A 16,058-nucleotide genomic window follows, 5' to 3' on the forward strand; every position below is an offset into this window, starting at 1 on the left:
GAGGCAGCCCACCTTGTCCCGCCGCAGCCGTGTGTGGTGCCTGCTCGGCGCCGTACTGGCCCTGCTGGCGGGGTGCGCGCTGCCGGCCGCCGCGGCGCAGGCGCCCGCGCCGCCGGCCGCCCCGGTCCACGCCGTGCACGAGAGCGGCGGCCCGTCCTGCGCCCCCGGGCCCGGGGACCACGGCCGCCCGCCGGCCGTTCCGCCGCGCGCCGGAGATCCGGCCCACGGCCAGGCCCCGGCCGCCGGGCGGCTCTCGGCGGACCAGGCCGGGGACTGCCGGGCGATACCCGTACGGATCCTCGTCCGCGGGCCCGACCAGCCGGCGCCCGGCCCTGTGGAGCTGTCCGTGATGCGGGTCTAGGAGGGCCGGTCACCCCACCGGTCCGCCCCACCACCCGCAGCCCTGGAGCACGCATGTCCACGTCCAAGCCCGGCACGTCCGGCACCACCGCCAAGTCCGCCAAGCCCGGGAAGCCCGGAAACTCAGCCAAGCCCGGGAAGCCCGGCAAGGCCTCCCAGAAGCCCCTGCACATCGCCGCCGGCGTCGCCATCGCCGCGCTCACCCTCGGCCTCGTCTCCTGGCAGGCCTCCACCGCCACCACCGACAAGCCCGCAGCGGGCGCCGGAGCCGGCGCCTCCGCCGCGCCCCGTACCGATCCCGCCGCCGAGCTGAAGGCGCTGGCCCGCCGCGACTCCGCCGACAAGCTCGCCGTCGGCCGCGCCGACGCCCCCGTCGTGCTGATCGAGTACTCCGACTTCAAGTGCGGCTACTGCGGCAAGTTCGCCCGGGACACCGAGCCCGCCCTGGTGAAGAAGTACGTCGAGAACGGCACCCTGCGCATCGAGTGGCGCAACTTCCCGATCTTCGGCGCGGACTCCGAGGCCGCCGCCAAGGCCGCCTGGGCCGCCGGGCAACAGGACCGGTTCGCCGCCTTCCACGCGGCCGCGTACGCCGACGGGGCCAAGGAGAAGGGCTTCGGCGAGGCCCGCCTCGTGGAGCTGGCCGGGCAGGCGGGCGTCCCGGACCTGGAGCGCTTCAAGAAGGACATGGCCGGCGAGCAGGCCGCGGCGGCCCTGAAGAAGGACCAGGACGAGGGCTACCGCATCGGCGTGACCTCCACCCCGTCGTTCCTGGTCAACGGGCAGCCCATCGCGGGTGCCCAGCCCCTCGACGCCTTCACCGCCGCGATCGCCAAGGCCGAGGCGGCGGCCCGGCCGTGACCGACATCGGATACCTGGCCGCCCTGCTGGGCGGCCTGCTCGCGCTGCTCAGCCCGTGCAGCGCCCTGCTGCTGCCCGCCTTCTTCGCGTACTCGATCGACTCCACGTCCCGGCTGCTGGCACGCACCGGGATCTTCTACGCGGGCCTCGCGACCACCCTCGTACCGCTGGGGGCGGCCGGCTCGTACGCCGGGCGGTTCTTCCACGGCAACCGCGACGCGCTGGTCCTCGCCGGCGGCTGGCTGATCATCGCGCTCGGGCTCGCCCAGATCCTCGGACTGGGCTTCGCCTCGAAGCGCGCCGCCGAACTGTCGGGGCGGATCCGGCCGACGACCGCCCTGTCGGTGTACGCCCTCGGCGCGGTCTACGGACTGGCCGGCTTCTGCGCGGGCCCGATCCTGGGCAGCGTGCTGACCGTGGCGGCGGTCAGCGGCAGCCCGGTCTACGGGGGCCTGCTGCTGGCGGTCTACGCCCTGGGGATGGCCGTGCCGCTGTTCCTGCTGGCCCTGCTGTGGGAGCGGTTCGACCTCGGCGGGCGGCGCTGGCTGCGCGGACGGGCCTTCACGGTGGGCCGTTTCGAACTGCACACCACCTCGCTGCTGTCCGGGCTGTTCTTCATCGCCCTGGGCGCGATGTTCCTCGTCTTCGACGGGGCGAGCGCCCTGCCGGGGCTGCTGGACGTGGACGACTCGTTCACGGTGGAGGAGCGGGTCCGGTCGGTGGCCGACGGGGTCCCGGACTGGGCGCTGCTGGGCCTGGTCGCGGCGGGGGCGGCGGCCGTCGGGCTGGCGCAGTGGCGCCGCAGGGCCCGCACGGCGGAGCCGGAGACGGGGACGGAGACGGAGTAACCACGGAAGGCCCCGTCCGGAGACGGGGCCTTCTTGATGGTGGCTGGGGCCGGGGTCGAACCGGCGACCTATCGCTTTTCAGGCGATCGCTCGTACCAACTGAGCTACCCAGCCACGAAGCCGTTTCCGGCTTCAGCGAACCTGACGGGACTTGAACCCGCGACCTCCACCTTGACAGGGTGGCGAGCTAACCAACTGCTCCACAGGTCCTTGCAGTGTGCGAGACAAGTCTTGCACACGGTAATGCGTACCCCCAACGGGATTCGAACCCGTGCTACCGCCTTGAAAGGGCGGCGTCCTGGGCCACTAGACGATGAGGGCTAAAGGCCCGCCGGGCACTTTCCAGCGCGTCGGGGACGTGAGAAGCATATGGGATCCGGGGAGCTATCGCCAAAACGGTTTCCCCCGGCAAGCGGAAGGGGCCCCCACCGGGGGGACAATGACCCGGTGCTGGAGATGACGCGCGAGGAGTTCGAAGAGCTCGTCGCAGAGGCCCTGGACCGGATCCCGCCGGAGCTGACGCGGCTGATGGACAACGTGGCGGTGTTCGTCGAGGACGAACCTCCCGCCGACGACCCCGAGCTGCTCGGTCTGTACGAGGGGACCCCGCTGACGGACCGCGGCGAGTGGTACGCCGGGGTGCTGCCGGACCGGATCACGATCTACCGGAACCCCACGTTGCGGATGTGCGAGGACCGGGAGAGCGTGGTCGCCGAGACGGAGGTCACCGTGGTGCACGGTATCCCGTCGTACACCTCTTCGGGTGAGGTTTCCCCTGTTCAGGTGACTGTCGCGGCCTGAGCTGGCCGTTCTGGATCAGCCCCAGCCGAGTTCGTGAAGGCGCTCGTCGTCGATGCCGAAGTGGTGGGCGATCTCATGGACCACGGTCACGGCGACCTCGTGAACCACGTCTTCGGGGCTCTCGCACATCCGGAGCGTCGGCCCCATGTAGATCGAGATGCGGTCCGGGAGGACCCCGGCGTACCACTCGCCCCGCTCCGTGAGCGGAGTCCCCTCGTAGAGCCCCAGAAGCTCGGGGTCGTCGGCCGGCGGCTCGTCCTCCACGAAGACCGCCACGTTGTCCATGACCCGCGTCAGCTCAGGCGGGATCGAGTCCAGGGCTTCGGCCACCAGCTCTTCGAAGGCGTCTCGCGTCATCTCCAGCACACGGCCATTCTCCGTGACGACCGTCACTCCCGAGTGGGGCGGGCGCAGAGAACCCCGCTCGGCTGCTCTGCCCGCTGCCGCTGGAGGGCACCAGAGTGGCCCACATCACATATGTTCGTCGTGGTGCGAGAACGGGCGATCTCCCGCTCTCACCACAAGCCGCATGAAGAAAGCCCCCACCAGCGGACCGGACAGGCACGCGGGTGGGGGCTCTGCTGTTACTGCGAGTACACGATCACTCCGGCGCTCGGGCGTACTGCTCCAGGGTCGCCTTGCTGGTGGACCGGTCGACCAGCCGAAGCTCCCACGGTCCGGTGTTCACGTCGAAATCCTTGCCGAACCCGACCCACTTCCCGGCCATGCGTCGGCCCGTCGGCTCGATCAGCATTTGCAGGGCTCCGTGGTACCGGGCGCCGTTGTAGTAGCCGTCCGAGGCGGTCTGCTCCACCCACGATCCGGTGACCACGTTGCGGTCCACGGTCAGGTCCAGCGAGAGAGGGCTCTCGGGGTTGCTGCTCGCGCCCGGCGGGCTCTGGGCGGTGAGCCGGTTCCCGTGCTGCACGATCACCACGTAGTGCTTGCACTCGTAGGTGGTGTCCCGGCTCGACGAGTAGAACTCGTACCGGCTGAGCCACACACCCGAGAACGTCTCTTCGGTCGCGTGCGCTGCCAGCGGGCTCCCGGTGGCCACGGCGATCCCTTCCGTCCCGGCGTCCATGTCATGTCCTCCCATCCCGTCCGCGTGCACCCGTGCCGTCGGTACCGGCAGGGAGAACCCGAGAGCTTCCACGGGACGCCCCGTGACCCGCTCCAGCGCCCTCGCGTACACGCCACGGGGCGTCTTGCTCGTACCTGATTCCCAGCGCTGCACCAGTCGCTTGGACGCCTCGTTGGGCTCGCCCAGCTCCTCGCCGGCTCGGCGAAGGGCCTTGGCGAAGTCGTCCTGGCTTAATCGCAGGCCGATTCGAACGGCCCGCAGCACATCATTCGGCACCACGGCGGTTGTCGTCATGACGTCAAAGCTAGAACGAACAGCCTCCGAATGACACCGGTTTGACGCCCCCGCAGACGTCATTGACGCCCCGTCGAGTGACGCCCCGACGACGCCCGATATGCCGTCGTTCTGTCCTTCCGTCGGCGGGAACATCGGTGCACGGACACGGCAACCGGACGAGAGGGCGTGAGTGGATGGCCGGCTACAAGCAGGGGCTCCCTGGGGGCAGCGTCGGCAGGGCCGTGACCCTGTCCATGCCGGAACTGCACCCGACCCCGGTGGAGGGCTGCGAGATCTGCGGGGAGCAGGCCGTACTGCGCAGTGCCGCCTTCAAGCGGGGTGACCACTCCGCAGTCTCGGACGCGAACGTGAGGATCCGCAGCCACCAGCACCACAGGAACACCCGGTGAGCCTGACCATCCGGGTCTCCCGCGATTCTGGGCGGACCTGGGGAGCCGAAGTCAGCTACCCCAGCGCCATTACAGAGAAGCCCCTGTCACCGGCAGCCTCCGCACGCTGGCCACCGTGTGACTGCTCCCGCTGCGCCCCCTCTCCTGCACCGTCGCCTGCTCAGCCGATCTCCTGACAAGGAAGGCACAGACGTGACGATCACCCGACTGAACCCCTCCGAGGTTCTCAACCTCATCAGCCCCGATCTCCGGGCCCGCCTCATCCAGGACGTGCGCAAGACCTGGCCCGACCTGTCGGACGACATGGGCACCCGCGGCGTGGCCCAGATGGCGGCTTACCTGGCTGCCTCCGTCCAGACGGACGCGGCGCTGACTCCGTCACTTCGAGTGGACCTGTTCTGGCACGCGTTCGTGCAGCGGAGCGTGCCGTACGTCGCGTTCTCCCGAGCCCTCGGCGCCGACTACATCCACCACGTCCCGGAGGACGAAGCGACCGGGGCCGACCCCGAAGCGGGCCGGGCTGCCATGGCGGCGACCACCGCCGTGATCCGCGCGTCCGGGTTCGCCATTGACGCCGAGTTCTGGCCCCACGAGGGCGCCGCCGACTGCTCGCAGTGCCACGCGGGCTGCACCGACAGCCCGAACGGTGGCAAGAAGTAGCAACCCCTCGAACCGCCACATGAGCGCCGCAGCCGCCCGGTACCGTGCCGGGCGGCTGCTGTCGTGAACGAGAACGGACACGCAATGACTGACGCCCGCAGTGCCGCCTGGGACACGTACTCGCAGAGCAAGCCCCAGAGGAGGCAGACCAACGCCAGGGGTGAAACCACGTGGTTCAACTGGACCCAGTACGCGGACCACGGCCCCGGAGCCGAAGTCCTCTCGGTCAAGCCCGGGGAATCGGTACTCGACCTGGGCTGCGGGTCCGGCGGCAACCTCGCCCATCTCGCCTCCACGGGGATCAGGGCCGTAGGTATCGATCTGTCCCCGGCTCAGCTCACCAAAGCTCGTGAGCGCTGGCCGGACGTGGAGGGCATGGAGCTGAACCGAGGCGATGCCATCGCCTACCTGAGCACGACGTACACAGTCTTCGACGCGGTCTACAGCGTGTTCGGAGCGGCCTGGTTCACCGATCCCAGCTCGCTGATCCCGCAGGTTCACGCCGGGCTGAAGCCGGGGGGCGTATTCGCCCTCTCACAGCGGCCCCCAGTGGAAGGCTGCTACGGATGCCAGGCCTCGTACATCCCGCGAGGGGACGACCAGGACCCCGCCATCGTGAAGCGTTGGGACTACGAACCCGACATCTGGTGCGCGCTCCTCAAGGAGTACGGGTTCGTGGAAACGACGGCGGCCGTGATCCCCGCCCCGGCCCATGAGAAGCGCACGATTGGCACGCTGCTCGTCCGGGCGGTACGCGGGGAAGATCAGCGATCCTAGGGCGAGAACGCAAAGAAGCCCCCGCACCCGCCGCCCTGTGAAGGGAGACGAGCACGGGGGCTCTGTGGGTCGATCAGCCGTTCAGCACGTTGGTCAGACGGGCGGCTGCCTTCCCTCCGAACAGCGCGAGGCCGCAGTAGAAGTCGATGCGGGTCCGGTAGACGGGCTTGTCGTGGGACTCGCCGAGGTCGGTGGCCTGCACGCCACCGTTGGTCAGTCCGGTGACTCCTGCATCCGCTTCGGTGGACCCGAAGCGGACCGCGTAGATGTCGCCGGTCTGCTTGCCTCCGGTCCCAGTCGTCAGGGGCAGGACATCCGTACCGTCGAGCTTCTGGCCCGCGTCGAGCATCGGGATCCCGTTCCACATCACGGCACGCCTACCCGCGATCTCCGACGTCAGCAGTTCGGAACCGCCGAGCCGGCGGAACCCTGACGCGATCTTGGCCCGGATGTCGGCGTTCATGTAGAGCGCGCCGTTGGCACCGTTGATGCCGCGGACACGCGCGGTCAGAGTGTCCAGCGCATCGAAGAACTCGTAGCCGTTCGCCACCGGTCCGAGCCCCTTGGCGTCGACCACCTGAGTGCCGAAGAGCCGCTTACGCAGACCATCGAACCCCTTGGGGTCCACCAGCACGTCACCGTTGAAGAACTGATCCGAGAAGTGAACGGATGCCGCCTTGACCTTCATCATGATCTGAACCGCCCGCTGATCGTTGAGGTTGCCGCGGGTCTGCGCGATGAACTTGTCCACGTCCGCGTCACCACCCAGGATGGCGAGCGTCTCGATCTTCTGGTTGAGCGTGCCGGTGCTCTCCGGGTACGCCTCGTTGACCGCACGGAAGGAGACGCCGGGAAGGGTGGACTCCTCGTTGTATCGGTAGGCATTGCCAGCGATCTTCAGTAGCGGAAGACGGTCCAGGATCGGCGATTCCTGTACGAACGTCTCGATGACACCGCGCTGCAACTGGTCCTGCGACAGCTTGGCGGATTCGGCCAGAGTAAGCGTCATTGAATTCTCCAATAGAGATAGCGGATACAGAAAAGGAGCGAAACCGTGAACTCGGTGTCGCTCCACAAGAAGGCTCTAATGAGCCATGCGAGTTTTTTGCCTCCCTGCCGTGCAGTCTCGGGAGGGGCAGGGGGCACCCCCCTGGGTCAGAACGGCGGACGCTCCAGCGACTCACGCCGTGACCGTGCTTCCGCAGCGAATCCACCCGGCTGGTGCCTCGCGGTCTCCCTGCTGTGGCACGACAGGCACAGCGGACGCAGACGAGAGGCAACGTCCGGATCGGCAACACCCCGAGCCACCAGCGACCGGCGCGACTCGGGGAAGTGGTCCGCAACCGTGGCGGGCTTCCCGCACAGCACGCACCACGGGTTCCGATACAGGTACGTGCGGCGGATGTAGGGCCAGCGAGGCCCGTACGCGCTCGTTCCTGGTGTGACCCGCTGTGCAGTCGCCTCGCGCTCATGAGCGGCGCAGCGGCCACCACGGGCAGTCGGCTCGGGGCACCCGGGTACTGAGCAAGGGGGGCGGGGTCGTCGGGGCATGGGGGGCCTCCAGGGGCGAGGAGCGCACACGGTCGGGGTCTACGCAGCCGAGCCCGCTAGCCCTAAGCTCTGCCGCCATGACGATCACACCGGTGATAGCCACCATGCTTGGCGGGGTACTTGGCGCCCTGGCTACGATCGGCGGCCAATGGATCACTCAAAAGGCCACCCGTGCGCGGGAACGGGATCACAAAGTATGGGAACGCCGGGCCGACGCACTCGAAGAGACCCACCGCGTAACACTGGCGCGGCAGAGGCACCGGGATCGGCTGTCTAGCACGGGATCGAGTTCGTCGGACCGAGACACTTCGGTCCATGAGGATCACGCGCGTCTACTCTCAACAAAGCTAGCGCTATACGCGTCGCCAGAACTCCTCGCGGCCAATGATGCCTCCACTAAGGCGTACGACAAGTGGGTCAGGGCGCTTTGGAATTGGGCGGTAATCGGATCCACGACCGAAGAATCGGAACAGGAAGCGGCTAGGGCAGCCGCCTGGCAGCTTCTTGAACAGGCAAAGAAAGTAGCCGATGAGGCAGATAAGGCCCTATTTAAACAACTACGGGCCGATGCCTCGTTGGTCCCGCCCGGCAAGTGGCGGAGACGCTGAGTAGCTGGAGCAGCGCTAGAGCGGAGCGCCCGCACCCCCGAACTCGATTGCTGTTTTGAGCCGGTGGCAGCAGTGACAAAGGACCTGCACGTTGCCGTCTGTGTCCTCGCTACCAAGGGGCAACGGGCGCACATGTTTCACGTCTTCAGCGGCCACCACGGGCGGCCAACTCCGGGCACCCGGGTACCGAGCACGGTGGGCGGGGTCGTCGGGGCATGAGGGGTACCTTCCGCAGACAAGGGACATGCAGGTTTGACGTGCCCCCGGGGATGCGGTGTCCTACCCCCATGTCTGAACTGGTCAGTGCCGATGACGCGGAACCCACCCCGGCGAGCACGACGTTCGAATTGAACGCCGGGAAGGACGGACTGCACGTACGGGGCGCGAACGTGTCCGAGCGGGTCCAACTGTCGATCATCCGCACGGCGGGAGCCTGTGTCCTCGGGGTGCTGGCTGTCTGTGCACTGTCGAATTGGCGAACTTCCCAGAACGGCGAGCAGAACGACCCCGGCGACCACTAGGACGCGCCCCCGAACTCGGTGCTCGTCTTGAGCTGGTGGCAGCCGTGACACAGCACCTGCACGTTGCTGTCTGTGTCCTCGCCACCGAGGGACAGCGGTCGCACATGGTCCACGTCCACCCCGTCCGCGGGAAAGTCGGACAGGCACCAGTCGCACCAGGCCGAGCCCCGTTCCTGCACACGTCTGCGGAGTCGGGCAGCAGCGTCGTACCGGGCCGCTCGGCGCCGGCTCCGCGCTCGTCGGGAACGGACACTCGGTCGTCCCTCGTACGCGCCGTGATGAGCCGTACAGCGTCCCCGATGGGTCGCGGGCTCGGTGCAGTCGATACAGCGCATGTGCGGCCCCCTGGTGCTCGCCGTGGTCCTGGTCCTCGATGTCCTCGCCGGCTCGGGGCCGGTCCGGACAGGGTGGGGACCGCACGCGCTTACACCCCCTTTCGGCACCCCGCAGGGTGGTTACTCATGGGCGGTGCGGTCCCCGCACGTTGCCTCACGACCCCAGCGGCCACCCCCGTAACGGGAGGGTGCGTGGTGCACGGGCAACGTTGATTCCGAGAGCGGGCGCTCTGTCCGCCGAGTCCCCCGTGTTGGGTGGGCGCGCGGTAATCCCGGTCTCGGAAGTAGTGGAGAGCAAGCCTTGCCGCGCCTCACCGGAGTGGGGTTGGCCGCTCTTGCTCCGGTCTCTGTAGAGAGCAACCCTTGCCCGCCCTCGCAGTACGCGGGGCCGTGCCGGTTTCTCTCTCCGTAGTAGTGGAGAGCAACCCTTGCCCGCCCTGCGCGCGGGGGGTCCGGTTGGTTTTTGGGTTTGCCATAGTGGAAGCCGGAGGTTTCCCGGACCCTGCCAGGCCGCATCGGTGTTCAGGGTTCTCCTCCGCCTCCCCACTTGTTGAGGAGCGCAAGGGGCGCCCGACGGGCTGCCAGTGGCGCAGTGCTGTTCGGGACGCCGTTCTCTCTTCTTTCTTATTTTTTCTGTGTGTTCTAAAAAATCGGTTGTAACCGTCACTCCAACACCTCTCGCCCCGCTGTTGGGCCGCCCCGAGCCGGTGGGGCTCGCAGGCGAAAAGCCACGGAACGCCCCTACGCCTGTCTGTGGGCACAAGACAGCCCCGGTGGTCCGCGGGGACCATCCGGGGCTGTGCGCTCGGCCGGGGGCCTCTGAGCGGCTAGGCGGGCGTCGGCTTGGCCGCAGCCTCAGCGAGCGTTGTGGGGAACGTCAGACCTTCGGGGCGTTCCTCCCCGACCCACCAGAAGCGGAGGCGGTCGAAGGACGGGCGGACGCCGGTCTTGCGGGCCTTGAAGACCCAGGCGCGTTCCAGCACGAGACCGACGGTCTCGCGGCGCTCGGCCAGCGGCCAGTTCGCCCACGCTTCCTTGAAGAGCTCCGTGTCCCGCAGGAACGTGATGTCGAGTGCCTGTCCTTCTGGGAGCTCCCTCAGCTCCTTCTCGTACCCGTCCAGCCGCCCGTTGCTCACGTCGTAGCGGCGCTTGAAGCGGGCTTCGCCGCGCGTGCCCTGGAAGAGGCCGTTCAGTTTCTCGTCCTCCAAGCGGTCGAGGAACTGTTCCTCTTCCCGGATCAGGGCCTCAAGCTGGGATCGGCGGGCCTTGCGGTCCGGGTGCTTCATGTCGGCCCAGCGCTGAGCGATGGCCAGGATCGCCGGGTCGTCGTCATCGAGGGCGCCGAGGCGGTTGATCATCGCTTCGGTCACCAGGGCATCGGCATGGGTGCCGCTGATCAGTACGCCGGGGCATCGTCCGCTGAAGTGTCGGCGGATGCAGCGGTAGCGGGGCCAGACTTCACCCTTCCGTACGAACGCTGTGTCGTAGGACATACGGGACCCGCACTCGCCGCAGTAGAGGTAATCCGACATGAGACCGGTGACCGCCCGGCCCGTCTCCTTGGACTTGCTGCCGGGCGTGGCCTCCCGGGTCCAGTGGACGGGGACCCGGCTGCCGAACATCGACCGCAGGCGTGTGTGATCCGCGAAACTGATGATCTCCTCGCTGACCCGGACCATCTCGCCGGTCACGGTGTGACGGTGGACTTCACCCTTGTGAGGCAGGTACCCGGCCAGGGTGGGCGAGATCACAAGCTGTCGGACGACGGGCCACGACCATGAGTTCGGGGTCTTGATCGGCTTCTCGCGGAGCTTCTGCGCCTTGAGAGGTTCGCCCTTGGCTTCGAGCTGGGCGATGCGTTGCTTCCGGCTCGCCCAGCGCGGGGAGTCGTAGCCCTGGTCGTTCATCCACTTCGCGACGGAGCGCAGGGACTGGCCGTCCAGGAGCTTCGCGACCACGGCGCGGATGATCTCCGACTCCTCCGGGTGAGGGGTGAGCTTCCGTTCCGGCGTGACGACGAAGCCGTACGGGCGGCTGCCCATCCAGCGGCCCTCGTCCCGCTCGTCCGCCCGCAGGTCCGTGACCCGGATGGACGTGTTCTTGGATTCCTTGTGGGCCTGGTGCGCGGCCAATGTGAGCTGGATCTCCCAGCCCTCGTTGTTCGAGTCGATCCCGTCCGCGATGGAGATGAAGCGGCACCCGGTCTCGTAGACGATCCGGATGATCTCCGATGCCTGCGGGATGCCCTGGCGCGTCGCGCGGTCCACCTTGAAGACGATCAACACGTCCGCCAGGCGCTCGCGGAGCATGGTGAGGGCGGCTTCCCAGTCGGGCCGGTTCACGTAGGTGTGGAACCCGGACTTGTCCTCGTCCTTGAAGACCTTGGTCACTTCCGCGCCCAGGTCCTCGGCCCGGCCCCGGCCCGCCTTCTCCTGGCGGGGAATGGACGTGGACGTGTCCGTGAGATCCGAGATCCGCAGGTACAGGATCGCGCGCAGGATGGCGGCGGCGCGCGAGAATGGCTCTCGTGGTGACATACAAACCTCCCCTTACCCCGCTGACCAGCCTAAATCCGTGGTCGGACAAGGTGTCTGGCGGGTGTTCCTGCGTGCACGAGATCGCCCACCACTTCGGGATCGACGACGAGCGGCTGCACGCGCTGGGCTACGGATGACCCGGCCGGCCGTCCCCGGCGGCGAGGCCATCGACCCGGACGTCGACCTGCACGTGCCCGCGCAGGCCGCCGAGCCGCAGGGCCGGGTGCTCGCCGCGGTGGCGGCGGGCGGGGCGGTCGGGGCTTCGGCGCGGTACGGGATCGCCCTGCTCTGGCCGGCCGGGCCGGGGGCGTTCCCGTGGGCGACCCTGGTGATCAACGCGGTCGGCAGCGCGCTGATCGGCGTACTGATGGTCCTGATCAGCGAGGGCGGCAGGACGTCGCCCCATCCGCTGCTGCGGCCCTTCGCCGGGGTCGGGATCCTGGGCGGCTTCACCACCTTCTCGACGTACGCGCTGGACTTCTCGCGGCTCCTGGACGAGGGGGAGGCGGGCACCGCGCTGGCGTACGCGGGGCTCACCGTGGCCGCGGCGCTCGGCGCGGTGTGGGCGGCGGCCTCGCTGACGCGCCGGGCGGTCAGGGCCCGGGCGGCCCGGGCCGGCGCGGGCCGTGGCGGCGGGGAGCCGCGGTGAACTGGCTGCTGGTGGTGGCGGGCGCGGTGGTCGGGGCGCCGCTGCGGTACCTGACGGACCGTGCGGTGCAGGCGCGCCACGACTCGCCCTTCCCCTGGGGCACGTTCGCGGTCAACGCGGCCGCCTGCCTGCTGCTGGGCGCGCTGACCGGGGCGCTGCTGGCCGGCGGCTCGAACGGCCGGCTGGAGCTGCTGATCGGGACGGGGCTGTGCGGGGCGCTGAGCACGTACTCGACGTTCTCGTACGAGACGCTGCGCCTGGCCGAGCGCGGCCTGACGTTCCTCGCGGCGGCGAACGTGGCGGCATCGGTGCTGGTCGGGCTGGGCGCCGTGCACCTCGGGTCGCAGGTGGCGCGGCAGCTGTTCGGCTGAGGGCGTGTCCCATACGGGTCAAAGGGAGTTGGGCTGTTTGACCCGCTCATGCGGACCGCTCATCCCACAGGCTCGGAGGTGCCCTCGTGCGCCAGTTGTCCGCTTCCCTCCGACTGGCCGTCACCGCGCTCGCGGTCGCGGCGACGGCGGGCTGCATGAGTGTCGGCGAGGACTCGGCGAAGCCCGGGCCCTCCTCCTCGTCCGACGGCCGCGGCGCGGCGGGCGGGGCGTCCACGACCGGACGGGGCTCCGGGGTGCACGGCAACGGGCACGGCACGAAGGACGGTACGGGGAGCCAGGACGGCAGGCCCAAGGAGGACGGCAAGGCGTCCGGTGCGACCGGGGGCTCGCCGAGCCCGGGAGCGCCGAGCGGCCATCCGGGCATGCCCTCGCCGTCGGCGGGACCGGGCGGCGGGGCGGGCGGCCAGGGGCCGCAGGAGCCCTCCGGGGGCGGTTCGGGAGGTGCGGGCGGCTCGGGAGGATCCGGGGGCTCGGGCGGAGCGGGCGGCTCGGGCGGCCCGGGAGGCGCTCAGCCGTCGCAGAGCCCGACTCCGGAGCCGCCGGCCACGACGCCTCCTCCTGTGACGGAACCCACGCCGCCGCCGAGCCAGCAGCCGGAGCCGAGCACCGCGCCTGGCTCGTAGCCCGGGGCCTTTCCGGGGTGCGTCGCCAGGCTCCGTCCCCGTGCCGTCCCCGTCTCCTCCTCGCGCTGTCCTCGTTCCGTCCCCTGCTCCGACCCGTCCCCGGGCTCCGGTCATCTCCGCAGGTCAGAGTGGTTTCTGCCGGAGTGACTTGCCAGACCCGGGGGAGGGTGCGTATGGTTATAGATCGTTTGATCCCATTGCCCGGCGCCGAATCCGAAGAGCGCCGTGTGGCGCGTACTCTCCCTAGCCGTGGCTGACCGCATTGAGGCGGTCGATTTGCGATTCACGGAGTTTGGGCGCGTGCCGAGACTCCGGAAGGTTTCGCATTTCGCATGTCCATTTCCAGTTCTGACCGTGCCGTCATGCCCGAGAACGACTCGAACGAGCTCGTCGACGCAGTAGAGACCCTTGTGGTCGACGAGGCCATCGAGGCCCTTGAGGCCGACGTGACGACCGACCAGTCCATCGACTCCGTCGACGCCGAGGGCGACGACGAGTCCGACGCCGACGCCGAGCCCACGATCACCTTCGCGGACCTCGGTCTGCCCGAGGGCGTCGTGCGCAAGCTCGCGCAGAACGGCGTCACCACCCCCTTCCCGATCCAGGCCGCGACCATCCCGGACGCCCTGGCCGGCAAGGACATCCTCGGCCGTGGCCGCACCGGCTCCGGCAAGACCCTCTCCTTCGGTCTGCCGACCCTGGCCACGCTGGCCGGCGGCTTCACCGAGAAGAAGAAGCCCCGCGCGATCATCCTCACGCCGACCCGTGAGCTCGCGATGCAGGTCGCGGACGCCCTCCAGCCCTACGGCGACGTGCTCGGCCTGAAGATGAAGGTCGTCTGCGGCGGCACCTCGATGAGCAACCAGATCTACGCCCTCGAGCGCGGCGTCGACGTCCTCGTCGCCACGCCGGGCCGTCTGCGCGACATCATCAACCGCGGCGCCTGCTCCCTGGAGAACGTCTCGGTCGCGGTCCTCGACGAGGCCGACCAGATGGCCGACCTGGGCTTCCTGCCCGAGGTCACCGAGCTGCTCGACCAGATCCCCGGCGGCGGCCAGCGCATGCTCTTCTCCGCCACCATGGAGAACGAGATCGGCACCCTGGTCAAGCGCTACCTGTCCAACCCCGTCACGCACGAGGTCGACAGCGCGCAGGGCAACGTCACGACCATGACGCACCACGTGCTCGTCGTGAAGCCGAAGGACAAGGCGCCGGTCACGGCCGCCATCGCCGCCCGCAAGGGCCGCACCATCATCTTCGTCCGCACCCAGCTGGGCGCCGACCGCATCGCCGAGCAGCTCGTCGAGGCCGGCGTGAAGGCCGACGCGCTGCACGGCGGCATGACGCAGGGTGCCCGTACCCGCGTCCTCGCCGACTTCAAGGACGGCTACGTCAACGCGCTCGTCGCCACCGACGTCGCCGCCCGCGGCATCCACGTCGACGGCATCGACCTGGTCCTGAACGTGGACCCGGCCGGCGACCACAAGGACTACCTGCACCGCTCGGGCCGTACCGCCCGCGCGGGCAAGTCCGGCGTCGTGGTCTCCCTGGCCCTGCCGCACCAGCGCCGCCAGATCTTCCGCCTGATGGAGGACGCGGGCGTCGACGCCTCGCGCCACATCGTCCAGGGCGCCGGCGCCTTCGAGCCCGAGGTCGCCGAGATCACCGGTGCCCGCTCGCTGACCGAGGTCCAGGCCGACTCCGCGAACAACGCCGCGAAGCAGGCCGAGCGCGAGGTCGCCGAGCTCACCAAGCAGCTGGAGCGCCTGTCGCGCCGTGCCGTGGAGCTGCGCGAAGAGGCCGACCGCCTCGTCGCCCGTTCCGCGCGTGAGCGCGGCGAGGACCCGGAGGCCGCTGTCGCCGAGGTGGCCGAGGCCGCCGAGGCCGAGGTCGCGGCTGCTGCCGCCGCCGCTGCCGCCGAACTGGCCGCGCAGGAGCGCCGCGAGGAGCAGCGCGCCCAGCGCGACGACCGCGGCAACTTCGAGCGTCGCGACAACCGCGGCGGCGACCGCGGTGGTGACCGTGGCGGCTTCCGCCGTGATGACCGCGGCGACCGCGGCGGCCGTCCGTCCGGTGGCTTCAACCGCGACGACCGTGGTGGCGACCGCGGCGACCGTGGCGGCTTCCGTCGTGACGACCGTCCGTCGGGCGGGTTCCGTTCCGGTGGCGACCGTCCGGCCGGTGGTGGCTTCCGTCGTGACGACCGTCCCTCCGGTGGCTTCAACCGCGATGACCGTGGTGGCGACCGTGGCGGCTTCCGTCGTGACGACCGTCCGTCGGGCGGGTTCCGTTCCGGTGGCGACCGTCCGGCCGGTGGTGGCTTCCGTCGTGACGACCGTCCCTCCGGTGGCTTCAACCGCGATGACCGTGGTGGCGACCGTGGCGGCTTCCGCCGTGACGACCGTCCGTCCGGTGGCTTCCGTTCCGGTGGCGACCGTCCGGCCACGGGCAACGGCACGTACAACCGTGACGACCGCACCTCCGGCGGCTTCCGCTCCGGTGGCGGCGACCGTCCGTTCAACCGCGACCGTCGTGACGACCGTCCCTCCGGCGGCTTCCGCTCCGGCGGCGCCGGCGACCGTCCCTACGGCCGCCGCGACGACCACCGTCCGTCCGGCTCCGGTTCCACCGGTGGCTTCGGCGGCCGCCGCGACGACAAGCCGCGCTGGAAGCGCAACGGCTGACGGCAGCTGAGCTACCCCTCCTGACAGGGGTGACAGGGCCCCCACGACTGCTCGTATCCGAGCGGGCCGTGGGGGCCCTGT

At 69.6% G+C, this 16,058-nt stretch carries 17 protein-coding genes, 3 tRNA genes and 1 pseudogene; 13 read left to right on the plus strand and 8 right to left on the minus strand.

The genetic code is table 11. The features are described from left to right. Positions 1-13 precede the first annotated feature (13 nt). From ACTVZO_RS22915 to ACTVZO_RS22925, 3 genes are read left to right on the plus strand one after another with little or no spacing between them, the layout of a single operon-like run. The gene (locus ACTVZO_RS22915) at positions 14-361 is read left to right on the plus strand and encodes a hypothetical protein (RefSeq protein WP_443300176.1); all 348 of its coding nucleotides are present in this window, start codon (positions 14-16) and stop codon (positions 359-361) included. A gap of 53 nt (positions 362-414) precedes the next feature. After that, entirely contained in the window at positions 415-1,221 is an 807-nt protein-coding gene (locus ACTVZO_RS22920) for a DsbA family protein (RefSeq protein ID WP_443300177.1), read from the plus strand. After that, entirely contained in the window at positions 1,218-2,069 is an 852-nt protein-coding gene (locus ACTVZO_RS22925; RefSeq protein ID WP_443300178.1) for a cytochrome c biogenesis CcdA family protein, read from the plus strand. The genes ACTVZO_RS22920 and ACTVZO_RS22925 overlap by 4 nt, the downstream gene beginning before the upstream one ends. A gap of 37 nt (positions 2,070-2,106) precedes the next feature. On the opposite strand, the gene ACTVZO_RS22930 is transcribed toward ACTVZO_RS22925, so the two are convergent. The 3 genes from ACTVZO_RS22930 to ACTVZO_RS22940 form a co-directional block, all read right to left on the minus strand. After that, positions 2,107-2,183 (minus strand) — tRNA-Phe (locus ACTVZO_RS22930). Positions 2,184-2,205: 22 nt separating this feature from the next. Beyond that, positions 2,206-2,279, minus strand: a tRNA-Asp gene (locus tag ACTVZO_RS22935). A 38-nt stretch (positions 2,280-2,317) separates the two neighbouring features. Next, positions 2,318-2,390 (minus strand) — tRNA-Glu (locus ACTVZO_RS22940). Between the two features lie 126 nt (positions 2,391-2,516). Here ACTVZO_RS22940 and ACTVZO_RS22945 point away from each other — a divergent pair. After that, positions 2,517-2,870 carry a metallopeptidase family protein gene (locus ACTVZO_RS22945; RefSeq protein WP_401622980.1) on the plus strand — a complete coding sequence of 118 codons (354 nt, stop codon included), beginning with the start codon at positions 2,517-2,519 and terminating at the stop codon, positions 2,868-2,870. Positions 2,871-2,885: 15 nt separating this feature from the next. On the opposite strand, the gene ACTVZO_RS22950 is transcribed toward ACTVZO_RS22945, so the two are convergent. Beyond that, a complete protein-coding gene (locus ACTVZO_RS22950; RefSeq protein ID WP_266352419.1) occupies positions 2,886-3,236 on the minus strand; it encodes a metallopeptidase family protein in 351 nt (116 codons plus the stop codon). Positions 3,237-3,471: 235 nt separating this feature from the next. Beyond that, positions 3,472-4,248, minus strand: coding sequence for a helix-turn-helix domain-containing protein (locus ACTVZO_RS22955; protein WP_443300179.1), 777 nt, complete (start codon positions 4,246-4,248; stop codon positions 3,472-3,474). A 176-nt stretch (positions 4,249-4,424) separates the two neighbouring features. Here ACTVZO_RS22955 and ACTVZO_RS22960 point away from each other — a divergent pair, with 176 nt between their 5' ends. The 3 genes from ACTVZO_RS22960 to ACTVZO_RS22970 all read left to right on the plus strand — a co-directional run bounded on the left by ACTVZO_RS22960 (position 4,425) and on the right by ACTVZO_RS22970 (position 6,077). Continuing rightward, positions 4,425-4,640: a hypothetical protein gene (locus tag ACTVZO_RS22960; RefSeq protein ID WP_443300180.1), complete on the plus strand. Its 216-nt coding sequence runs from the start codon at positions 4,425-4,427 to the stop codon at positions 4,638-4,640. Positions 4,641-4,832: 192 nt separating this feature from the next. Then, positions 4,833-5,300: a hypothetical protein gene (locus ACTVZO_RS22965; RefSeq protein WP_443300181.1), complete on the plus strand. Its 468-nt coding sequence runs from the start codon at positions 4,833-4,835 to the stop codon at positions 5,298-5,300. Between the two features lie 84 nt (positions 5,301-5,384). Next, entirely contained in the window at positions 5,385-6,077 is a 693-nt protein-coding gene (locus ACTVZO_RS22970; protein ID WP_443300182.1) for a class I SAM-dependent methyltransferase, read from the plus strand. 73 nt (positions 6,078-6,150) lie between these two features. Here the strand turns inward: ACTVZO_RS22970 and ACTVZO_RS22975 are convergent, their stop codons facing one another. Next, complete coding sequence (locus ACTVZO_RS22975; RefSeq protein ID WP_443300183.1) at positions 6,151-7,098, minus strand: major capsid protein; 948 nt, start codon at positions 7,096-7,098, stop codon at positions 6,151-6,153. 1,425 nt (positions 7,099-8,523) lie between these two features. Here ACTVZO_RS22975 and ACTVZO_RS22980 point away from each other — a divergent pair. After that, entirely contained in the window at positions 8,524-8,757 is a 234-nt protein-coding gene (locus ACTVZO_RS22980) for a hypothetical protein (protein ID WP_443300184.1), read from the plus strand. On the opposite strand, the gene ACTVZO_RS22985 is transcribed toward ACTVZO_RS22980, so the two are convergent. Further along, positions 8,754-9,092, minus strand: coding sequence for an HNH endonuclease (locus ACTVZO_RS22985; RefSeq protein WP_443300185.1), 339 nt, complete (start codon positions 9,090-9,092; stop codon positions 8,754-8,756). The genes ACTVZO_RS22980 and ACTVZO_RS22985 overlap by 4 nt on opposite strands. Positions 9,093-9,919: 827 nt before the next feature. Further along, positions 9,920-11,629, minus strand: a complete 1,710-nt coding sequence (locus ACTVZO_RS22990) for a recombinase family protein (RefSeq protein WP_443300186.1) — start codon at positions 11,627-11,629, stop codon at positions 9,920-9,922. Between the two features lie 71 nt (positions 11,630-11,700). On the opposite strand from ACTVZO_RS22990, the pseudogene ACTVZO_RS22995 reads away from it, so the two are divergent. The 5 genes and pseudogenes from ACTVZO_RS22995 to ACTVZO_RS23015 all read left to right on the plus strand — a co-directional run. Further along, positions 11,701-11,766 (plus strand): annotated as a pseudogene (locus tag ACTVZO_RS22995) (metallopeptidase family protein); the annotation flags it as partial. Then, positions 11,763-12,278, plus strand: a complete 516-nt coding sequence (locus ACTVZO_RS23000) for a fluoride efflux transporter FluC (protein WP_443300187.1) — start codon at positions 11,763-11,765, stop codon at positions 12,276-12,278. The pseudogene ACTVZO_RS22995 and the gene ACTVZO_RS23000, both read left to right, overlap by 4 nt. Further along, positions 12,275-12,649 carry a fluoride efflux transporter FluC gene (locus tag ACTVZO_RS23005; protein ID WP_443300188.1) on the plus strand — a complete coding sequence of 125 codons (375 nt, stop codon included), beginning with the start codon at positions 12,275-12,277 and terminating at the stop codon, positions 12,647-12,649. The genes ACTVZO_RS23000 and ACTVZO_RS23005 overlap by 4 nt, the downstream gene beginning before the upstream one ends. Positions 12,650-12,735: 86 nt before the next feature. After that, entirely contained in the window at positions 12,736-13,293 is a 558-nt protein-coding gene (locus ACTVZO_RS23010) for a hypothetical protein (RefSeq protein WP_443300189.1), read from the plus strand. A 362-nt stretch (positions 13,294-13,655) separates the two neighbouring features. Continuing rightward, a complete protein-coding gene (locus ACTVZO_RS23015) occupies positions 13,656-15,977 on the plus strand; it encodes a DEAD/DEAH box helicase (RefSeq protein WP_443300190.1) in 2,322 nt (773 codons plus the stop codon). Positions 15,978-16,058 lie beyond the last annotated feature (81 nt).

Source organism: Streptomyces sp. IBSNAI002, assembly GCF_052244475.1.
GTDB lineage: Bacteria > Actinomycetota > Actinomycetes > Streptomycetales > Streptomycetaceae > Streptomyces.

Bases quoted from the DNA above. Each gene is read 5' to 3' on its own strand.
- ACTVZO_RS23015 (WP_443300190.1), top strand. From the start codon at position 13,656: ATGCCCGAGAACGACTCGAACGAGCTCGTCGACGCAGTAGAGACCCTT.
- ACTVZO_RS22955 (WP_443300179.1), bottom strand. From the start codon at position 4,248: ATGACGACAACCGCCGTGGTGCCGAATGATGTGCTGCGGGCCGTTCGA.
- ACTVZO_RS22980 (WP_443300184.1), top strand. From the start codon at position 8,524: ATGTCTGAACTGGTCAGTGCCGATGACGCGGAACCCACCCCGGCGAGC.
- ACTVZO_RS22990 (WP_443300186.1), bottom strand. From the start codon at position 11,629: ATGTCACCACGAGAGCCATTCTCGCGCGCCGCCGCCATCCTGCGCGCG.
- ACTVZO_RS22960 (WP_443300180.1), top strand. From the start codon at position 4,425: ATGGCCGGCTACAAGCAGGGGCTCCCTGGGGGCAGCGTCGGCAGGGCC.
- ACTVZO_RS22970 (WP_443300182.1), top strand. From the start codon at position 5,385: ATGACTGACGCCCGCAGTGCCGCCTGGGACACGTACTCGCAGAGCAAG.
- ACTVZO_RS23000 (WP_443300187.1), top strand. From the start codon at position 11,763: ATGACCCGGCCGGCCGTCCCCGGCGGCGAGGCCATCGACCCGGACGTC.
- ACTVZO_RS22920 (WP_443300177.1), top strand. From the start codon at position 415: ATGTCCACGTCCAAGCCCGGCACGTCCGGCACCACCGCCAAGTCCGCC.
- ACTVZO_RS22985 (WP_443300185.1), bottom strand. From the start codon at position 9,092: ATGCGCTGTATCGACTGCACCGAGCCCGCGACCCATCGGGGACGCTGT.